Source organism: Tenacibaculum litopenaei (assembly GCF_964514025.1).
In the GTDB taxonomy this organism is placed as follows: Bacteria; Bacteroidota; Bacteroidia; order Flavobacteriales; family Flavobacteriaceae; genus Polaribacter; species Polaribacter litopenaei.
Map to the genome: position 1 here is coordinate 263918 of NZ_CAZEQT010000005.1, position 20818 is coordinate 284735.

Sequence of the window (20818 nt, forward strand, 5' to 3'; positions counted from 1 at the left end):
CTTTTTTTGTCTAGCGATCAATGTTTCTTTTTAGGGACGGCTTATCTGTTCGGCGCTGTTTACTTTATGTTTCATTGACACTTCAAAGATACGATGGCAGTTCGGTTGTTTTATCGGTATTTGGATGAGTGACAATTAGCTGTCGGTGAATGGGAAAATAAAAGCGTTAATTATGAATCTATGTTCTTAAATACTCGACATAGAGTAGAGACGTGCTGAATTACTGAGGATAAATAAAGGTTCAAATAAAGAGTTGAATAAGATTTAGGAATGTTAATTGTTCCAAGTGGATCTGCCTAGGGGGCAAAAGTATTGTATATGTGACAAGAGGTAAGGTTAAACTTGAAATTCGTGTTTCTTTTTAGGGACAGTGCTGCTGTTTACTTTATGTTTCACGAGGTTGCTACCTTGTTTTCTTTTTTGATTTTTTTTTTATCTAGCGATCAATGTTTCTTTTTAGGGACGGCTTATCTGTTCGGCGCTGTTTACTTTATGTTTCATTGACACTTTAAAGATACGATGGCAGTTCGGTTGTTTTATCAGTATTTGGATGAGTGACAATTAGCTGTCGGTGAATGGGAAAATAATAGCGTTTATTATTGGTTTGTGTTCTTAAGATGCTGATTAGGAGGTGTATATGAGCTGAGTTACTGAGGATGAATAAAGGTTCAAAAAATGAGTTGGATGGGATTCGGAGTGCTCATTGTGCCAGGTGGATCTGCCGACGAGGTAAAAGTATTATTTATGTGAGAAAGGGTAAAGTTAAACTTGAAATTCGTGTTTCTTTTTAGGGACAGTGCTACTGTTTACTTTATGTTTCACGAGGGTGTTACCTTGTTTTCTTTTTCGATGTTTTCTTTTGTCTAGCGATCAATGTTTCTTTTTAGGGACGGCTTATCTGTTCGGCGCTGTTTACTTTATGTTTCATTGACACTTCAAAGATACGATGGCAGTTCGGTTGTTTTATCGGTATTTGGATGAGTGGCAATTAGCTTTCGGTGAGTGACAAAGGAAGACTGTTGATGTTGGTTTCTTCAGGAGGAGCTTACTAATAAAACGAAAAAAATAGGTAGCTTAACTAGGGATACCAAAAAAAGGGGAACAAGTAAAAGATCACAGAAACAGTGAACACAATTGATACTAGTATTAATACTAATGAAATTGCAATTATTCTTTTGATTTCCTTATCCATAAAAGCAAAGATACGCGAATAAGATCAAGAGATAGGTTTTTGTGGTATTATAAAAATGAAAACAACTAATTTCCATTAGTAAGAGACGACTATATATATTCCAAAGAAAGTTGTTCATAGTGGTGTTCGGGGTAATAATAGTAAAAATAAAATAAAGCACGTTTGTAGTTTTTCCCGATACCTAAAAAACTAAAAAGATGTAGGTAACTGGGATCGTGTATGAGCTAGGAGATATCTTTGTGCAGATCCATTACATTAACAACAAATTTAAATGAAAATAATATGCCACACTGTATAATTGAATATTCTAGTGATATAGAAAACGCAAAAGAGATTCTTGACACAGTTAGGATAGTAAACACAGAGATAGAAAACTCTGGATTATTTGATAAAAAAACAATTAAAACAAGAGCATTACCGATTGATGTTTATTTGGTTGGTGGAGTTGAAAAATCCTTTATTCATATAACAGTCAAAATACTTGAGGGCAGAACAGACACTCAAAAAAAAGATTTGAGTGAAAGGATCTTAAAATGTGTGCTATCAAAATATAACATAGAAAATATCTCAGTTGAAATTGTAGAGTTACATACACAAAGTTATTCTAAAAATTAAAACTGATGTGATACCATATATTTGTAATTACTACGGATTCGATCGATTCTGAATTCCATTAGAATTGCGAAAGTCAGTTCTTCATAAGGGACAAGTAACCTGCCTTTTAACGGACTGTTAGAAGATATGTTTTGGTCGTCAAAGAAAAGTAAGATGGCACTTACCACAAGGCACCTTGATAAAGGTGTTTTTTTGTGTTTAAGATTTTGTTTAACCAGCACTGGGTTGTGTCATTTTAATTGTAGTTAAATGACACCTGAATCATCATCCCAATCATCAACATATTTTTTTACATCTTCTTCACTACCATATATTATTACGTAAAGGAATTTTCCTATACCACGAAGTATTAAGAGAGCAAGAAATATATAAAGTAAATAATCAAACCTAAAAACAGTAGGTTTAGTTTTCTTCATTTATGTATGTCATTCCTAATGCTATTACTATAGAGCAAGCTAAAAAGATAAATATAGTAGAATAAGTTAAAACAAGTATTAAAGAAACTAATAATAAAAGCATCATTAAGAACCTAAAATTTTTTTTCATAGTGAATTGTTTGTTTGAGTTTCAAAATTAGCAAAATCAAAATAAAGCAAAAGAGTAATTAAGATGAAAAACACAACGATAGATCAATTAAAAGAAAAATTGGTAGTTGGTACCAAAATTAAAATTGGCATCAAATACACTAAATCTTTAAGGTTTGGTAATCTGAAAGCTGGTGATGTAATTGAATTAATAGATGGAGAGTTTGAGTATGACAATGGTCTATATACTGAAACACAAAGTTGTCCTTCTATTTGGAATGAAAAATCAAAGGAGTTTGATAGTATCTATCATTTATTTGGTAATGATTTTGAGAACTTTTTAGATAATCAAATATTAAACTAATTGTAGGTTCTCCGATACCTAAAAAAACGGAAAAGTTCTTTGACATAATTGTGGTAAGTAAAAATTTAAGGATTATAACAATTTTTTGATTTGTAAAAAAAAGGAATAAAAGGTTGTTATTGTCTTTAAATAATTAATTGTAAAAATTATTTTTGTTAAAAAAAGCACCTTAACAAATAAAGATAAACGAGAACTTTATTCTTTATAGAAGGAGTTGTTTTTCATACCAAAAAAAATAAAAACAGAGTAATTATGAAAAATATGATAAAATATCAAACAGAAGATTTCTCTAAGAATTTGTCTATTGATATTGGTGCAAAACATTCGTTTAAAAACTATGAAAATATAAAAACTTGGTGCAATGACGAAATAAATTATCTTAAAGAAATAGGCAATGTCTCAAATAGTGTTAATACTTTTATTAGTAATGTTAAAAATAAGATAAATAGAAGTTTTACCCAAAATAGAAATGCAAACTTTACTATTAATGATTTATTAGCTGAACTTAAAACTCTTATTGAAGAAGCTTATAAAACACACGGTTTAATCTCTTCAAAAAGTAAGGAGGGTATATGGTTACTGGCTCAACACAAAGCTAATTCATCTTTAACAGTAGGTTCATTTACTTATTTTAAAAATAAGAAAAAAGGTGGTGTAAATAACAATGATAGCCAAAGAGATGGTCAATTCTCAGCATACCTTTTTGATAATAATATTGAGCCTAATTTCAATACTGAAAAAGAACAATACAGATTATTCTATCAAGACATTATAAAACAGAAAGATGAAATTCTTAAAGAGCTTATAGATATAAGAGAAGAAAACAAAAAATTAAATAAAATTATACAAGAGCAAACGACCAAATGGCAAACAACTTTTGAAACTCAAAAAACTGAAGTGCAGTCAAGATTTGATAAAGAATATGATCGCCACAAATCGAAAATGAAAGAATCTGAAAATTTCTATGAAAAGAAATTAGCTGTAAAGAATGCTGTGACTTATTGGTCAACAAAAGCTAAAAGCCATAAGATCAATAGTATTATTTTTGGAAGTGTCGCTGGCTTACTAATGATAATTGCTGTTGTTATGGTATTTGAATATGGAAAATATATAATTGGTTTAGATCTTAATGATGCTAATGGAATAGGAAGAAAAATTTTAACAGAAAAAGGAGCTCTTCAATTATGGGTTTATGGTTTTTTTATAATCTCTATGACACTAGTTATTTGGTTCATACGTCTTTTGGTGAAAATTTTTCTAAGCAATTTACATCTACTGTCTGATGCAAAAGAAAGAGAAACTATGATTCAAACTTATTTATCTTTTGAGAGAGAAGAAAACACATTAAAGGATACTGATAGGGATTTAATATTACCATCAATATTTAGAGTTTCAGCAAATGGCTTTATAAAAGATGATGCGACACCAAATACTCCTATTAATATTATAACTAAAAAGTTCACAGGATAAAAAAGTACGAAAACACAACAATGGCTATAATTAATACGGGCTTTGTTGCTTAAAGAAAAGTTTAGTACTTTAAACCAAGTCCGCCAAATCTTTTGATTTGGCTTTAGAATAGAAAAAGATAAAACAAAATAAAAAGTTTTGGCTAAGTGCTTAATTAGAAATTAAGTAATTTTAATTCCCGTACTAACCATAGCCTGAACGTTAAAATAAAATACATACTTACCACAAAGCACCTTAATTAAGGTGTTTTTTTATGTCCAAGATTTAGTAAACGAATTATAAAATAAGAGTAGGTTCTCCGACACCTTAAAAACGGAAAAGTTCTTTGACATAATTGTGGTAAGGTTTTTTATATTTGTATAATAGCACTTAAATACATCTTTTAAACACCAATTTGGATGTATAACGATGTATTTTATGCGTATATAAACAAGTTAGCATTCATTACTAACAAATTCAAAAAAATGAAACTATTGAAAATAAAAAACACCTATTTGATTTTAGTTGTTTCTTTAATGATAACAGGTTGTTTCGATCTTTTGGACCTATCTTATTGGAAAGATGGTAGCTATAGATTATCAAGTAATCCTGGAGAACCAAGCTGTTTGTCACTAACTAACGATGGGATTGTTTTATTGGATTGTGTAAAAAGTATTGGAAGTAATAAAGAATATATAATCGCAATTGAAAAAAATAGAGAAAAGAAAGTATCCTATTGGATAATAAAAAAGAAAAAAAATAAATTCAAAGAGAAACCAGAAGGACCATTTGATTTAAAGGAATTTGATAAAATAAAAAAAAGGCTTTCAATTGAAAGTTTGAAATTTGAAAATAAATTTGGAAAAGATTAATTAAAAAAAACGAAATGCTAACAAAATGTATAATTAATTGCTAGTTTCGGGCTACTTTAGAAAGTATTCGCCCAGACGAAACACCGATAATTTTTAGCTATATTTGGTGAAAAAATCGCAACTAATCATACACAAAACGTTACCTACCATTAGGATGAAAATAAAAGAAGCAATAGAAAACTTATACTCTGTATTTGGAAAATATAACACTTCCAATATGCACTATTGTGATTGTGGTTGTATTAACGAAGAAGATGTAAAAAGACTTGCTTCTAAAAAACTAAGAGAACTAGAAGAAGACGACTTTAGCTCATATCACGGAAGTGCTCTCTATACATGGGGAGACCTTGAACATTATAAACATTTCTTACCACGAATATTTGAGGTTCATAATATAAAAAATGGAAAAGGCTTAATCGGACTTTATGAAATTACAACCAAACTAGAATACGCTAATTGGAAAACTTGGGACGAAAAAGAGGTGGAAGCGATTAAAGAATTCATATTAGCTGATTGGAACAGTTTTGTTGAAAACCAAAATTCAGAGATTGAAACATACGATCTTGAATACTATTCTTTTTTCTATGAACTAAAGGACTTACTCAAACTTTGGGACTTGTCAAAAACTCAAAATGAACTAAAAAACTTTGTTACTTTTTTATATTACAATGGAACTGATTTGCTAAATAAGGGGCTCAAACTAAAAGACAAATTCTATAAAAATGAATTTAAAAATTTCATAAACCAGAAGGGACTTTTGGAGAACCTCGAAAAAGAGTTTTTTAAAGCAGATGAAACTGATAAGGAATATGCAGAAAAAGTTTCAATCGTGTTACAAATGATAGAACAAGAAAAAACGGTAGGTAACACTGTACATAGCAAATAGGGCGTTTGGGAGTTCACGAAGGTTCAGTGCTATTTACCAACACCGCCAAATCGTTGATTTGGCTTTTAAGAATGAATAAAAAAAACAAAATACAACGCTTTGGCTCAGTGCAAACTCTAAAGTTTATCGCTTTCCATTGCCCTACTTGCCATATACTAAACGTTGTAAATAATGCCCAAACCGACCGCAGAAAATGAACTTAGACGAGTTAACAAGTAATATTCAGAAAATTTCAAAAGACGATTCAATTCAAAAATTACTTAACAATTTAGAGAGCTGGAAAACTGATGAAAGGAATGTGTTTGAATTAAGGGAGAATATTGAACGATTTTTTGGAAACACCTGGTTTGAAAAGCAAACTGACTTCGATAAAATTTATGGAATTTGGTCTGAATTTAAAAACTCTGCAATTGACGGAATTGGTGGAATGACAATGAACGAGAGATTATATTGGTTTGGAGCTCTTGACTTGTTCGACAACACAAAAAACGAATCAGAACGAAAAAGAATATATGAAAAATTAATGGCTGCAAAATGAAAGAAGAAATTAAACTGACTTTAGCGGCAGAACCATTCGCCAAATGTTATGGTATTCTGATTCTTGAAAATGGAGATTATATGATTGAAATTGACCAATCAAAAATTCCAACTGACTTTCTTTCTCGACTGGAAAAATGGTACGAAGAATATTATCCTTATGTAACAATGAGTTTAAAAGAACTTGAATCTCATCGAGAACATACAGAGAAATTGGACAATATCGGAATTGAATTGCTGAATGAAATACATAAAAACGAAATATTTAGCGATTTGAATATTAACAAATATGTCTATTATAGTAGAGGAATTGACAAATCAATACTTGAACTGAATTGAAAAAGGCACTATTTACAACAACGTGTATAAATAATGGCGGTATTCGAAGTCAAATTGAAAATTAAATTATAAATTTAAATCAGAGTTAGGTGGATTATTTCCGTTGGAAAAATTCACCACAATTCATACACAAAACCGTTAGTAAAACATATCATCTTACCACAAGGCACCTTGATAAAGGTGTTTTTTTGTGTCCAGGGCTTAAGTAAATGGAAGTTTAAAAAACTGTAGTATATATTATTTTTTCTAATTTAGCTAGAAAGATTATGACCTATAATTAGGTCGTTCTTTAAGTTATGTAGGAAGTTGTTGACGTAATTTTGTTATATACAGATAATTAGTAACCAATTAGGACAGCATATGAAAAAAAGAATATTAATTACAGGAGGATTTGGTAAAATCGCTCAATATTTCATCAAAAATTTTGGGGATAAGTATGATATTACGGTTGCAGATATTGTATTGAAAGCTGATGTTTATCCTAAATATGTTAAAATCGTAAAAGCAGACTTGACAGATTTAGAGGCATGTAAGGCGTTATGTGTTGGAATTGATACTATCATACATTTAGCAGGGATCGCCAGTCCGGATTCTAGTTTTGATGAGGTACTAAATGCAAATATGATTGGCTCAAAAAACATATTTGAAGCCGCTACCCTGGCAAATTGCAGGAGAGTAATTTTTGCTAGTAGTGCTCAAACGATAGAAGGATATTCAGAAGATATTCAGATTAATAAAAATATGCCAGTAAGACCGAAAAATTTCTACGGAGTTTCAAAATGTTTCGGTGAGGCTTTGGGAGCTTACTATGCATTTCAAGAGAATATTTCTGTAATATGCCTAAGGATTGGAGCCTATGAATTTCCAAGTGACTTTTCAGAAATGAATGCTAGAGATTTGAGCGCATTTTTGCATCCAGATGATTGTAATCAATTGTTGGATAAATGTATTCAAACAGAAAACTTGAAATACGAAATACTAAATGCAATCTCTAATAATCGATATAAAAGATTAGACATTACTGAAACGATTGAAAAAGTGGGGTATAAGCCTAAGGCAAATGCTTTTGATTTATTTAAATTAAAAGCAGAATAACAAGTAACACAATAGATGTAAGTAATAGTGGTTTTAGTGATAAAGCAAAAGAAGAAAACAAAATTTAGTGTAAAACTAGAAAGTTCATGAGCAGAAATCGCTACCCACTACTACTTATGCAAGTCATCATTAGTAATACATATTTTACAAATAATATAATGGAAAGGAGTACTATAAAGATGAATTTGCCGTAACTGACAATAATATAATTACGGCCAATGGAGTTGCACCGATTGAATTTGCAGGTGAGATTTTGAAAAAAGTGAATTGTATGGAGTAAAGGATATTGAAAATTGGTTTCAGCTTTTTAAAAATGGAATAGGGACTGAGTAAGAAGTTAGTAGGTAACCATAAAGAACGACAGTTTCAGTAGATATGAAGTTGTTGCATCCACACCAGATAACTACTAGCTCTAATTTTTAAACGAAATTCGTAACGTATTCTTTAAACAACAATTGTACAAAACGCTATGAAATACAGTAGATGATTGAAAATTTAAACCTCATTTTAAAAGTAATTGAATCTGATATTTTTCTATCATATTTTTATTACACCGTGATATTCTTTTTTGCTTCTATATTTATAAGAAATAAGAGTAGACATCAATTTGATGACGTATGTACAGATCTCTTGATTCATTCTGGACTTTTTTTTATTGGAATCATAATTATAAAATCAATTTTACTGTTAACAATAACTGACTTGCCAAATAGCGCTGAAGAACTTCATAATATGTTTGGGGAGCATAGGTTAGGTTATTGGATGATTCCTCTAATTCATGTAGTACTGACACAATTACTACGCCTGAACAAAATTAAAAGAAACATACTGCCGAGATTGATTTTGGTGCTGTTATTAGCCTTTACTTGGGAACGTTATAGAGGATTTTTAGCTTATGATAGTATAAAGTATTGGGAATCATTGGGTTCTGGGTATAAAAGTAGTGTTTTAGATAAGTTTACAGCGTTTTATATGTTTAAACATATAGCATTGAGAATTTTAATCTATGTTCTCTTCGCCTATGCTTATTATGTGATATTACGTCTTATAAAAAACCGTTTTACAACAGAACCTAAGCTACATTAAAATCTAGGTGAGTCAAACCGTTAATAAAATAACATTTTCTTACCATAAAACACCTCTGATGAGGTGTTTTTTATCTTCGAGATTTAATAAGTTAAGTATATAAAAATTAGTTACAATGAAGAGAACTAGTGAAAACCTCATGACTTTAGCTCAAATTATAATACATGCGATGTACGATACACAATCCATTAAGACAAATAGTAGCATCCTGATGAAGCGAAAACCAACCAAAAGGACGTGAAGCCTTCATGTTAAAGTAAAGCAATAAAGTTATGACAGTGTTAACTGGTTTCGAATGTCAATGTATAGCATTGGATAACTAATCAAAAAGTTGAATGATAGTAGTTACGTTTTGAATTTTCTCTTGAAATAATTTGATTCAGTTTTATGAGATTTCCTATTTGGACGTATACATAGAGCAGTCAAAATTAGTGCAATTATAGCAAGTATTAACATAGTGGAATTTTTTAGCTAAAATAGAAAAACAAGGCATGATAAAAGAGTAGGTTCTCCGATGTGTCAAAAACAGAAAAATGTTATCTGACATCATTTTGTTAGGATACATTTTTCGGACGCACCTAACTGTTTTGTTTGAATATCTTTAATAGATGTCAGATTACCTCTATATTTGATTGGATATAACAAGTTAGCACAAAAATCAGAAATGTTACGCATACTAAGAAAGCTGATAACTAAAAAAGACAGTTTATTAGATTTTATTTTAAATGGAATAATTGATTCTAGAAAAAGAAATATAAAGTATTTAGCTATTAATCTATGGATTGATGACCAAATTCTTTTTCAAGTTGGTACGGCAAAAGAGTTTACTCAATATGGAATTGATATTAAAGATGAAAGAGAAGTTTTTGCCTTTCATTTCTTTAATAACAAAAAAACACTGACAATAGCAGCTTGGGATACTTTTAAAAAATTGAAGGATACCGACTATTTGAATTTTTATACTTCTGGAAATGATTTTTACGCGAAAAGTATGGGAGTGTCTCCTGATGAAATTGTGAAAAACATTACAAAAGAAATGGAACTGTATCATATAGAAGACAGATCGAGAATTAGAATTCAATTTGTTGAAAACTAAAGTAATTGTGCTCACATAAGCATATAAATATTGCTTACTGATTTTACCATTCTTACTATGTCGTATAGGCCTCCATGTTTAAGTATTTTTATTAGTTGAAAGGAAATTTTCAGCACGCTTCTTAGGTAAAGCGTTATCGTCAATTTGAGAAACGGCAGAACTCCAAAAGTAATTTTCCCTAAAAGTTGATCGGTTTAGTAGCTAAAAGGAAGTAGTCTTTTTCTAAAAACAACTTAGTCTTCTATAAGATACAGTATTACTCAATATTGATGGTTTATGAGAAGGGCGTCTAATTTCATTTCTAATGTTTACTGCAATTGAAATAGTAGCTATATTTATGCAGCAAAAACGCCATACTAAAATAATCACAATGCACAGGGAAACAAAGATTGGATGTTTTAAATGCTGTCCAGAAATGTGTTTTGCTTACCTATGAATAAGTTATGTACCTAATGAAGACATTCGAAAAAGAAATAACAGAAGAAATTTTTAATAAGATTGTAAAACCCAAAAAGAATGATTTGATCAAACTTTTAATCGAGTTTATTAATGTTGATTCAATTAAGTTGATAGATGAGCCCGATAAATTAAAAGTGGTAGCATTCGAATATGAAATGCCCTTTGAGTTTTATTATGTTGGTTATCCAGAGTCAGAAATTATAGCACAAGATTATTGGAATAACCATCACCATATTGATCTATCAGATGATAATGATCATGAAGGCATTTCGTGTATTTTCGAAAAGTATGGATTTAAACTGGTAGAGGGAGAATCATTTCATTGGGAAAATGAAGCCAATGGAGAATATATTGAGGCAGACTTTATTTTTGAAAAGTTAGAGTACGATATGTTTCACGAAGCTTGGGTTGAATCCAAGAAAATGACCAATTCACATTATCGTTGTTTCTTTTTCCAGCACGATTCTTACCACGGAATAGATGCGGATACCAGAAAAGAGGCAAGTTCGGCTAATGTTATTGAAATTTTAGATAAGGAGAAATTTGACTATATAATAATGAAGTAGCTAAATGGCTAAAATTTGAGGAATATTTTTATTGTTTTGCCTTTGAGGTAAGGATATTACGAACTTTCTGGAAAACAACGCTGTGCCGCTGCGCGATGAGGAGGGGAGCTTTGGTTTATTCTAGGGTTGGTGTAAGATTCAAAATTAGAAAGGCTGCAAAGAAAAAAAATGATCAGGAAAACAGAACATTTATGAACTCGTGGTTCGTATTTTTAAGGTATGAAGAAATGCGTTATTCTGACTTCTTAATTCCTATAATGCTGTGTACTTAATGTTCCATTGACACAAAAAAAACACGAGGACTGCTTGTATGTGATATAGGTGTTTGGACAAGTGACAGATGTCTGTGCTGAGGGCAGTATACTAGTTTAATGTGCGTTACATCAAAACTAGAAAACATAACAGCATGGTTTACGAGTAGTAATGAGTTGGTTATATTGCCCTAGATTTGGAGCAGGGAATCTCCTTTTCCGGGGGGGCTAAAGTTTACGTTAATCTAGGCTGTTTGTTGAAAAAGAAGGGTGTTTTTATTTAAAGCTTTTGTGATTATAATAAATCTTAATTTTCGTTAGCTCTAAAATACATTGCCGAGTTTGAGCGCTGCATTTTTTCGCGTGGCGGAATTTTCAGCCATACCTAAAACAATTCGAGTACTTTCATCTGTATTTTTATCTTTGTATTATACCCTAAAAAAATGAGAATATCTACATACATAAGAGCTTTATTAAGGAATGAAAAAAAATTCGTGCTGTTTTTGATAGGTGGTTATCTCTTATTGACGCTATTGTGCTTTTTTATATTATTGCTTCCTTTTTCAAGACAGCAAGATGTTTCTCTGATAGACCATATTTTCTTTTCAGTTTCAATAGTAAGTACAACTGGGTTAGCCCCTGGTAACTTTAATGAAACCTATTCCTTTATTGGAAAATTGATTAGTCTCTTTTTTATTCAATTAGGAGGTGTTGGCTATATGGCACTTTGTTCCTTTATCTTACTAAGAAAACATAGTTACTTACCTTTGATTTCAAAGAAGTTATTAAATTTAGAGTTCAGTTTACCTCAAAAGTACCCACAAGTAGCTTTTATTTATTCAGTATTTGTTTTTACTCTTTTAATAGAGATAATCGGCGCTGTATTTTTGTATGTTGGATTTAAAGATGCAGGTGTTGCAAATCCTTTGTGGAATGCAGTTTTTCATAGCGTGTCGGCTTTTTGTACTGCGGGTTTTAGCCTTTTTAACAATTCTCTGGTTGATTTTAATACAAATAGTCTCATTACGAATACTATAGTGGTTTTGTCGTTATTCGGGTCAATAGGATTTATAGTACTGTCTGATTTTTGGTTGAAATTGTGGAGAAAAAGAAGTAAGGTGACATTAACCTCAAAAATCATCCTGGTTGCGACCATTACTTTTATAATTTTTCCAACATTGATGATGTTTGTATCCGATGTGAATTTCTTCGCCCAAGGTTCCGATGGAATAGAACTTTCTTTTTTTCAAGTGGTTTCAGCTCATACCACGGTTGGTTTTAATACTTATGATTTAAGTAGTTTAAAATCTACTTCGGTATTTATTTTGATAATTGTAATGGTAATCGGAGCATCGCCAGCGGGAACAGGAGGCGGGATTAAAACAACATCAGTTACTGCGCTGTATGCTGTTCTGGTTGCAATCTTAAAAAGACAAAAAAGGATTCGTTTTTTATCCAAACAAATACCAGATACAAAAATATATTTAGCAGTGGCTTCGAGTATTTTTTATACTGTCATTCTTATCGTAGGGGTTTGGATAGTTTTGATTTTTGATGGAGCGAATTTTAGTTTGGCACAAATAGTTTTTGAATGTAGTTCTGCGTTGAGTACTGTCGGTCTGTCGACAGGAATTACTCCTGAATTAACCCCTGTAAGTAAAATTGTCATTTCGTTTTTAATGTTTATAGGTAGATTAGGAGTGTTGACCTTTGGACTCGCTTTAGTTTCGAAAGTCCCTGTTCTTAATAATAAAATTGAAACCGAAGATATAGCCGTTTAATTGGAATTTGTTCTAAAAATTGTATTCGGAGCTGTGCCTAGTCTGATTGTATTAGGTATTCGTTGTATGCAACCAAAAGCGTTTGTAGTAATGTGTATGGTAACGAGTAGTTTAAATCTCCAAAAGTACGGAGGCAGTAAACTGAAAAGTTATATGGCGGTATCTTTGTTATCCTAGTTTTGGAGAATCTGAACAAGGGTATCCAAGACCAATTTAAAATATGGATTGCCAATTTGTGCATTCTAATTTCGAGCATTAAACGTGCTCTTGATAACTTGTTTACATGATTATCCAAGATAGTGTGGAAATGTGTTTATGAATCAGATGATTAATTTGTAGCCGATGGTAACGGTGTATGATAACCCAATTATATAGTAAGTATGCGTAAAATATCTAGAAGGAAAGGAAGTAAAAGTATTGGAAAAGCTCCAGGAGAAGTTATTTATCAAGGAAGTAAAGAAGATCTAAAGGTAAGTATCGATATAATTAATTACGCAAGCGCTAGCTGCAGTACTGTAACTACAAAACTCGTTGATGAAGCAATTAAAAGTATAGAAGACGGAGCCATTACGTGGATTAATGTAAATGGACTTAGTAATACCGAAAGTATTGTGAAGCTGGGGAACTTCTTCGAGTTGCATCCGTTAATTTTAGAAGATATTGTGGATACGGGCCAGAGGCCTAAAATTGATGAGTATGATTCTTACCTATTCATCGTCATGAAAATGCTGTATTTAAATGATCAAAAAACCATGGTCAGTGAACATGTTTCTATGGTAATAGGAGACGATTATGTGGTGACGTTTCAAGAATCTGAAAAAGATGTCTTTGAAAGTGTTAGAACGCGATTACGAAAGGAAAAGTCTAGAATTAGAAATTCTGGAGCTGACTACCTAGGTTTTGCTTTGATGGATGCTATTATCGATAATTATTTTGTTGTAATAGACGCTATAGGGGATAAGGTAGAGCTCTTAGAAAATTTACTATTTACTGAAAATGTTAGTGATACGGTTACTAAAGATATCCAATTACTGAAGAATGAAATATTAAGAGTTAGAAAGAATATTTTTCCTTCTAGGGAAGTTATCGGACGAATCGTCAAGTCAGAATCGGAAATCATTAATGAAAAAACGATTAATTATTACAGGGATTTGCAAGATCAGATCGTACTTATAAGTGAGAATATCGATGTTACAAGAGAAATGATTTGGGGACTTATGGATATGTATATGACAACGGTAAGTAATAAAATGAATAGTATTATGAAGGTATTGACCATCATTTCTACAATTTTTATCCCACTGACATTTATAGTAGGTGTTTACGGAATGAATTTTGAAAATATGCCTGAGCTTAAAACTAAATACGGTTACTATTGTGTGCTAGGAGCTATGCTGTTGATATTCGCAGCGCTTGTATTGTATTTTAGAAAAAAGAAATGGTTGTAAGAAACTTCTTACAACCATTAACATAAGTAATCCGGGGGCCATAACTATTATGCGTATAAATTGCATTCATCGCAATCCTTTACTTTACCATAATAGGTTTCTCTGTACTTATGTAGTGTTTTAAAAGGAAGGCCTAGAAAGTATTTTCTTATATAGGTAACTTTCGTGATCAGCCTTCCCATGCCGGGGGAAAACCTATTTTCCGTTTGTGTTTTTCTTTTTATGTATATAAGTTTCATATTCTGATATGTTTTTTACAGTTTTGAAATAGTGGTTTTTGCAAAACCAGGCTGTTTTAAGTGAATAGTAGTTATAGGGAATGGTATGGAAATGTTTTCTTCTGAAAACACCTTTTTGATATTCTTTATGGCAATACTTTTTGCTTTTTTTCTGTCTAGTATGCTTCCCCCAAGAATCCAAAATCGGCATACAAAATTAATAGAGCTCGCCCCAAATTCTGTATAATAGAATTCAATATCCTTTTTTGAGTCTATTTGCTCGACAGTGGTCCGGATCGTATTTTTAGTCAGGTTTTCTACTTTTTCAAGATTGGAATCATAAGCCACTCCACAGTTTATAAATACCCTCATGTTGTTCGTTAAAGAAAGATTTTTTAGAGGGTTTTCAATAATCATCTTATTAGGAATGATTACGGTATGATTGTCAACACTTTTTAAGGTAACCTCCTTTAAATTAATATCCATTACTTCACCTGAATAACCGTTGGTTTCTATCCAGTCGCCAATACCAATTTTGCTTTTAAAAGACAGGATTATTCCTGAAAGAGTATTAGACAATGTACCTTGTAAAGCCAAACCAACCACGGCACCAGCAATACCAGCACCGGTCAATAAAGAGGCTAGTGCTTCGTTTAAGTTCAAGACACTTAAAGCTAAAATCAAACCTAAAACTATTATAAATACAGCTGTAGCTTTCGAAATAACATTACTAATCGCTGCTTTTTGTATTTTTTTGATAATCAGTTTGTACAACCACGAACTGATTTTTTGAGCTACATAAAAAGAAAGTACAAGTACGAGTACTGCTACCGTTATATTCGGAATGTTGTTTACGAAGTTTTCCCACCAAGACTCTAGTTTAGTGACTACTTTAGTTATAGGTTTATTATTTGTTTGAAAGCGTATCATATAATTCTAATTAATTGTGAGTAGAGGTATTTTTACAAAAGCTGTATACTATACCTTTCTTAAAGTGTCAGCAATGTTTTTATTCGAATCATAGAATTTAATTTCTTTAATATCGGCAGGCATAGAAATTCCGCTGTTAGTCAATGTGTTTTTCACGTTTTTAATAACATCACTCTTAATTTCGGAAGCCGCACGTTTGTATTCTTTTGTTTTAGTCCAGAATAGTACTTTTAAATCAACAGTACTAACTCCTAATGCGTCGACTGTTACAAAACATTGATGACTGTTCGTGTTGACGACACCTTTTGTGTTTGTCACTGCATTAATAATGAGTTTTTTTGCGATGTCTATGTCGTCATTATAGTCTATTCCTACGATAAAATCCGATCTGAAAAAACCGTCTTCAGTGTAATTGTAAACAGCATTTTTGATAATATCGCTATTGGGAATGTAAACATCTCGACCGTCAAAAGTTTTTAACTTAGTATATCTAAATTCAATGTTTTTGACTTTACCAAAAATATCTCCAATCATTACGGTATCATTAATGTAAAAGGGCTTGTTGAATGATAGTATCACTCCAGAAATAAAGTTCTCACCAATGTTTTTAAAAGCGAATCCAATAATTACAGCAGAGGCACCTGCCGCAGTAATTAATCCGGTAGCAATTGAGCCCAAACCTGCAATTTTCAAAGCAAATAGTATTAGAATCGTAATTAATGATAGTTTGACCGTTTTAGTTAAAAAATTAATAATTAAAGGGTCTTGTGTTCTGATTGAAATTGTCTTTTTGAAAAGAGACGAGATGAAGTTAGCTAGTAAAAAACCTATACTAAGAATTATAATAGCTGTTATTAATTTGGGAACTTGTTCGATAAGTTCATTTCAATGGTTGAGTAAAGCTTGATGTAACTTATTTAGGGTGTCTTTAAAATTCATGTGTTTGATGCCTGTGGTGTTTAATTGGTGATTTTTACTTTCGTATGCTGCTCTTCATAAAAGGCAGCTTGTGTTGTAAGTAGTTTAATTGAAAATTTATTTCCTGCTCTTAAACGAATTTGACAAGAATAGCCTGACCTTATGAAGGTATTGCTAAACCTACGCTATGCATATTTTTAGCTGTTATTCTCGTTAGGACAGAATGATGTCTTCCTTTAATTGAGCTTCTGTGTTTGTATTCCAGGCGTTTAACATCCAGCTGTTTTTTTCTAATTCACCAATGTATTTTCCTATAAGATCTAAGGTCCCTTCGTCTTCCACTTCATTGGCTTTTTTTACAACGCTGTGCATTTGTTTTAACAGTGTTTTATGGTCGTCTAATAAAATTTTTACCATATCAGTATCGGTTTGGAAAGGAGTTTCCTCCGTGATAGATGATATTTTTAAATACCTACTATATCGGCTCACAGGGTGATACTGTAAGGTTAAGATTCTTTCTGCGATCTCATCGATTTTGGTTCTGGCATCGGTATACATTTGTTCGAACTTTTCGTGCAATTCAAAGAAGTTTTTACCGACAATATTCCAATGGAAATTTCTCAATTTTTGATAGTAAACGTGGTAATCCGCTAATAATTGGTTTAATTCTTTCGCTACTAATAAGGTGTTTTCTTCGTTTATATTTAAGTATGTCATAATTTGCTTTATTAAAAGTTAATAATTTGTTGCAAGGCAAAAGTACCTGTATGTAGGTGCTTACCTTTGCTCTTTTCCTAGAGTTATTAGCTCATTTCCTATGTGCCTATAGCGTTAATTTTGTTGAATTCAATGGTTTCAAAAAAGGCTATTTGCTTGTTGTTTTTGGAAGTGGAGTGTAACCGAGGATTAGAAAACATCACTTAATTTAAGAACTTTCTGTTCTTGGTCGTCGGAATCAAAATAGATCAAGAGATAGTCTCCTTGTTCGTTAAAGTATCCTTCACCGGTAAGATTAAGACGATTGGTTTCAATGGTTTGAACTGCTTGATGATTAATCGTGTCTATAGGCTCTCCATCAAGTGCAGTTTTTTCTTTAGCAAGAACGATATCAAGCTTATCTACCGTATCGTAATAGCTGTCCTCATCTTTATCCGTCATCAGCACTTTGGTAATTTCAATAGGAGACGCAATCCGGTCTTGGTTTAATTCATTTTTTTGGTGAGGATCAAACAGCACGGCTTCTTCCTCTCGAGTGACAATTTTCACCTTTTTAGTGGTAATTTTTCCGTCTTCCAGCGCTGTGATTTTTTCAATGGACGTAGTTTCGATGTACTCGTTGTTAGATGCATTTTCTTGGGATATTAATGCGGTTGGAATTAAAATAGCCAAACCAATAATTAAATTTTTCATGAGGTTTATGTTTTAGTTACAAGTAACTTCTTTATTAAGATGCGTACTTTATTAACATCTGATAGAGTTGAGCTTAAGTATAAACTCATTACAAAATTAGAGAGATTCTAGATGGTGTTTTGACTCATTTAGTGTAGATCTTTGCTCATTTAATAAAAAGACTGTCTAAAAATGTTAATTTGTTGAACTATAACTCGGTGTTTGGCTTTTTTTATGGAAATAGTACAAATAATCTATAGATAGGGTCAAGAATGTATTTGACCAATATTTTAATAAGTAGATGTATAAGAAACTGTGTAAGGTTATATGATATGAGTTAATATGTATCCTTGTAGCGTTAAAATGTTTTAATTCGAGAGGCTAATTTTGTATTACCTAAATAATAATAGTTTTTAAAATGTATAAATTATCAAATCTGGCAAGTAAGTCTTTAATAGAAGATTTCACGGGATCAAAACTGAGATATCCAAAACTTTATAGGCCAAGACGGAAAATTGATGGCTTAAAAGAGCAAAACATTAATATCCTACTAATGGAAACTCCACTGGAAATTTCTTTTGGAATTTGGGGAGCTTTACCGCAAATGTATGAAGAGTCTTGGCGTAAATTTCAACGTTTAAAATCCACTCTCTATGTTAGGGCTAATGAGATTGATAACAGTGTTTTGTATAGAGATGCCTTGCTTAAAAGAAGGTGTTTGGTGGTCGTAACAGGTTTTTATACCTATGAGCTACGTTCAAATACAGTAGAGAAGTACTTAGTAGAAAAACCAGATAGGAAACCTTTTTATCTCGCGGGTGTATACAACTATACTCGTGATGGTTTTTACACATGTTCAATTATTAGTGTCAATCCCAGTGAACAACTAAATTCTATAAATAATTTGCACGAAACAATGCCATTGCAGATTCCTGATGTATTTAAAAGAATTTGGCTGAATACGGAGTCCACCAAAGAAGAAATTGATTATTTGATTTCAAAACCCTATGAGACAAAGTTCGATATACAGAAAATAGCTTCCTAAATGAAGGCATGTATTTTTAAGATACGGTCAAAAAGGTCGTTTATTATTTTCTGGTGATATTTTTTAGAAAATTAACTGAGTTTTATCTTCGATTCTTGTTTATTTTTTAAAAACTCACTTGGACTAATACCGTATTTTCTTTTAAAAATTTTAGAAAAATAACTTCGGCTACTAAAGCCAATAGAATATACTACTTGAGAAATATTATAATCTGTGCTATTCAATAGTTCTCTAGCTTTTTCTAAACGGACATGCCTAATGTATTCTATTACGGTTCTGGAAAATAACAGTTTAAATCCCTCTTGTAACTTTGCTTGGGGAATCCCTAACTCATTAGCTATGTCCTCAACATTATAATCTTCAGATACATTTTTTGATATCTTATTGGCAATTTTTCGGACGAGTTTTATTTCTTTTTTTAGAAGGGAAGTAGTGGGTTCTTTTTTCTTATTTACATCTCTATTGTGTTGTACCATGTGAGCTGATAAAATTTGATAAACGATACCTTCTTTCATCATAATACGAATAATCCCTTTTTGTTTAATGGCGTTTAACTGTTTAATGAGATTGGCTAGTTTTAAATTATAGGTTCCGTAATAAGCAAATACTCTTTCATGATGTTGATCATGGAATACTTCGTACAACTTTTGGTTTAATACAGATGCGTCATTGAGTCTCTTTTTTATAAATTTTACTCTGCTCACCTGAATGACGTTGATGTGTATTTTTACATTCTTGTCAAAATACCCATAATTATAGCCTCCGTCTTTACTTGTTATGATAACGGACTGAAATTGTTCCAGTTTTCTTTTTTTGTCTTCTAATTCAAATTTGTGAAAACAGTGACCTTCCGTTGTATACGTGAAATGTATAGGGTTGAATTCAGAGGTGTCCATGACCAATTTGATATCCTCAAAAAAAGTAATATTATATTCTAAAAGACTACCTCCCCATTCGAACATGATAAAGGAAATAGTACCAAAAGCAATTTCATTGTTGACATGTAAAACATACTCGCCCCAGTTTTCGGTAATAGTACCACCAATGGTGTCTTGAATTTGATGAACAGTTCCTTTGGTATCTTTTGCCGTAATATTTATAGTAATCATTAATTTAAAATTGGTTTATCCATTCAGTTAAAAACTCTCATAGAAGTCTAAGAGAGTAAATGAAGAGGTTTCAACTGATTTTTCCTTTTCTACAAAATTAAAATAGTGTAATCAAAAATAAAAAACAATAGTAGTCTTATTGATTTTACTTACTAAACATTTTTACTGCTAAATAAGGAGGGCTGGTTCCTGTTAATTTTGTACGGAGGTTATTTTTATCTTCAGGACTCGGTGTTTATAGTTAAACTAGGAAGGATTAGTTTATTTATTAGTAAGCGCTTTATAAATACCAAAGACTTAGCTAAAGAATTGAACATTCAATTTTACAGTTAAGTCTTGGCGGAGTTGGTTGTTATTACTAAAACAACTAAGGTATGCATCCGTTTTCAATCCAAATATCGAACCATTGCAAAGCGGTATGCTATGACTTGCTTAAATGGTTCAGCCTATTTGATTCTTTTAACTCCTTTTCTATAGGTGTTAACGTGTTGTTTTTCGGAGCGATAGCCCAGTTGATTTCTAATCCTGTTTTGTTTTGTTTCTTTTTAGATTCACGTTTTTCTAACTTCAGCTTCTTCTTTTGAGCTTTAAGTTTTTCTTTTTGTTTTTTATTGAAGGTGATTTGTGATTTTGTTGACATCGTTTTTTC

At 31.6% G+C, this 20818-nt stretch carries 21 protein-coding genes and 1 pseudogene; 14 read left to right on the forward strand and 8 right to left on the reverse strand.

Translation table 11 applies throughout. From position 1 onward, the window contains the following. The first annotated feature begins 1474 nt into the window (after positions 1-1474). Positions 1475-1807, forward strand: coding sequence for a 5-carboxymethyl-2-hydroxymuconate Delta-isomerase (locus tag ACKTS5_RS08425; protein WP_408043425.1), 333 nt, complete (start codon positions 1475-1477; stop codon positions 1805-1807). Positions 1808-2052: 245 nt separating this feature from the next. Here ACKTS5_RS08425 and ACKTS5_RS08430 read toward each other — a convergent pair whose 3' ends face one another. Further along, complete coding sequence (locus tag ACKTS5_RS08430; RefSeq protein ID WP_408043426.1) at positions 2053-2223, reverse strand: hypothetical protein; 171 nt, start codon at positions 2221-2223, stop codon at positions 2053-2055. A gap of 193 nt (positions 2224-2416) precedes the next feature. Here ACKTS5_RS08430 and ACKTS5_RS08435 point away from each other — a divergent pair, with 193 nt between their 5' ends. From ACKTS5_RS08435 to corA, 12 genes are all read left to right on the forward strand, one after another. Continuing rightward, the gene (locus ACKTS5_RS08435; protein ID WP_408043427.1) at positions 2417-2695 is read left to right on the forward strand and encodes a hypothetical protein; all 279 of its coding nucleotides are present in this window, start codon (positions 2417-2419) and stop codon (positions 2693-2695) included. Positions 2696-2947: 252 nt separating this feature from the next. Then, entirely contained in the window at positions 2948-4165 is a 1218-nt protein-coding gene (locus ACKTS5_RS08440) for a DUF6161 domain-containing protein (protein ID WP_408043428.1), read from the forward strand. A 464-nt stretch (positions 4166-4629) separates the two neighbouring features. Then, positions 4630-5016, forward strand: a complete 387-nt coding sequence (locus ACKTS5_RS08445; protein ID WP_408043429.1) for a hypothetical protein — start codon at positions 4630-4632, stop codon at positions 5014-5016. Positions 5017-5170: 154 nt separating this feature from the next. Further along, entirely contained in the window at positions 5171-5902 is a 732-nt protein-coding gene (locus ACKTS5_RS08450; RefSeq protein ID WP_408043430.1) for a hypothetical protein, read from the forward strand. 193 nt (positions 5903-6095) lie between these two features. Next, complete coding sequence (locus tag ACKTS5_RS08455) at positions 6096-6440, forward strand: hypothetical protein (protein WP_408043431.1); 345 nt, start codon at positions 6096-6098, stop codon at positions 6438-6440. Continuing rightward, positions 6437-6778, forward strand: a complete 342-nt coding sequence (locus tag ACKTS5_RS08460) for a hypothetical protein (protein WP_408043432.1) — start codon at positions 6437-6439, stop codon at positions 6776-6778. Before ACKTS5_RS08455 ends, ACKTS5_RS08460 begins: the two co-directional genes overlap by 4 nt. Positions 6779-7138: 360 nt before the next feature. Then, positions 7139-7873: an NAD-dependent epimerase/dehydratase family protein gene (locus tag ACKTS5_RS08465; RefSeq protein ID WP_408043433.1), complete on the forward strand. Its 735-nt coding sequence runs from the start codon at positions 7139-7141 to the stop codon at positions 7871-7873. A 483-nt stretch (positions 7874-8356) separates the two neighbouring features. Beyond that, positions 8357-8959, forward strand: coding sequence for a hypothetical protein (locus ACKTS5_RS08470; protein ID WP_408043434.1), 603 nt, complete (start codon positions 8357-8359; stop codon positions 8957-8959). Between the two features lie 664 nt (positions 8960-9623). Then, on the forward strand, positions 9624-10055 hold the full coding sequence (locus ACKTS5_RS08475; protein WP_408043435.1) for a hypothetical protein: 432 nt from the start codon (positions 9624-9626) through the stop codon (positions 10053-10055). Between the two features lie 452 nt (positions 10056-10507). Continuing rightward, positions 10508-11080, forward strand: a complete 573-nt coding sequence (locus ACKTS5_RS08480) for a hypothetical protein (protein WP_408043436.1) — start codon at positions 10508-10510, stop codon at positions 11078-11080. Between the two features lie 694 nt (positions 11081-11774). Then, positions 11775-13112, forward strand: a complete 1338-nt coding sequence (locus ACKTS5_RS08485; RefSeq protein ID WP_408043437.1) for a TrkH family potassium uptake protein — start codon at positions 11775-11777, stop codon at positions 13110-13112. Between the two features lie 380 nt (positions 13113-13492). Continuing rightward, entirely contained in the window at positions 13493-14560 is a 1068-nt protein-coding gene (corA, locus tag ACKTS5_RS08490; protein ID WP_408043438.1) for a magnesium/cobalt transporter CorA, read from the forward strand. A 254-nt stretch (positions 14561-14814) separates the two neighbouring features. Here the strand turns inward: corA and ACKTS5_RS08495 are convergent, their stop codons facing one another. The 5 genes and pseudogenes from ACKTS5_RS08495 to ACKTS5_RS08515 form a co-directional block, all read right to left on the reverse strand. Further along, on the reverse strand, positions 14815-15552 hold the full coding sequence (locus ACKTS5_RS08495) for a mechanosensitive ion channel family protein (RefSeq protein WP_408043439.1): 738 nt from the start codon (positions 15550-15552) through the stop codon (positions 14815-14817). A 204-nt stretch (positions 15553-15756) separates the two neighbouring features. Then, the gene (locus tag ACKTS5_RS08500; protein WP_408043440.1) at positions 15757-16401 is read right to left on the reverse strand and encodes a mechanosensitive ion channel family protein; all 645 of its coding nucleotides are present in this window, start codon (positions 16399-16401) and stop codon (positions 15757-15759) included. Positions 16402-16500: 99 nt separating this feature from the next. Continuing rightward, positions 16501-16584, reverse strand: a pseudogene (locus ACKTS5_RS08505) (mechanosensitive ion channel family protein); the annotation flags it as partial. Between the two features lie 255 nt (positions 16585-16839). Then, positions 16840-17343, reverse strand: coding sequence for a Dps family protein (locus ACKTS5_RS08510; protein ID WP_408043441.1), 504 nt, complete (start codon positions 17341-17343; stop codon positions 16840-16842). Between the two features lie 189 nt (positions 17344-17532). Next, positions 17533-18036: a hypothetical protein gene (locus ACKTS5_RS08515; RefSeq protein WP_408043442.1), complete on the reverse strand. Its 504-nt coding sequence runs from the start codon at positions 18034-18036 to the stop codon at positions 17533-17535. A gap of 397 nt (positions 18037-18433) precedes the next feature. Here ACKTS5_RS08515 and ACKTS5_RS08520 point away from each other — a divergent pair, with 397 nt between their 5' ends. After that, positions 18434-19060 carry an SOS response-associated peptidase family protein gene (locus tag ACKTS5_RS08520; RefSeq protein ID WP_408043443.1) on the forward strand — a complete coding sequence of 209 codons (627 nt, stop codon included), beginning with the start codon at positions 18434-18436 and terminating at the stop codon, positions 19058-19060. A 71-nt stretch (positions 19061-19131) separates the two neighbouring features. Here the strand turns inward: ACKTS5_RS08520 and ACKTS5_RS08525 are convergent, their stop codons facing one another. Together ACKTS5_RS08525 and ACKTS5_RS08530 are read right to left on the reverse strand one after the other, a co-directional pair. Beyond that, positions 19132-20169 (reverse strand): helix-turn-helix domain-containing protein, encoded by a 1038-nt coding sequence (locus ACKTS5_RS08525; RefSeq protein WP_408043444.1) that lies wholly within the window; start codon positions 20167-20169, stop codon positions 19132-19134. A gap of 421 nt (positions 20170-20590) precedes the next feature. Further along, positions 20591-20809 (reverse strand): hypothetical protein, encoded by a 219-nt coding sequence (locus ACKTS5_RS08530; RefSeq protein WP_408043445.1) that lies wholly within the window; start codon positions 20807-20809, stop codon positions 20591-20593. Between the last annotated feature and the right edge of the window lie 9 nt (positions 20810-20818).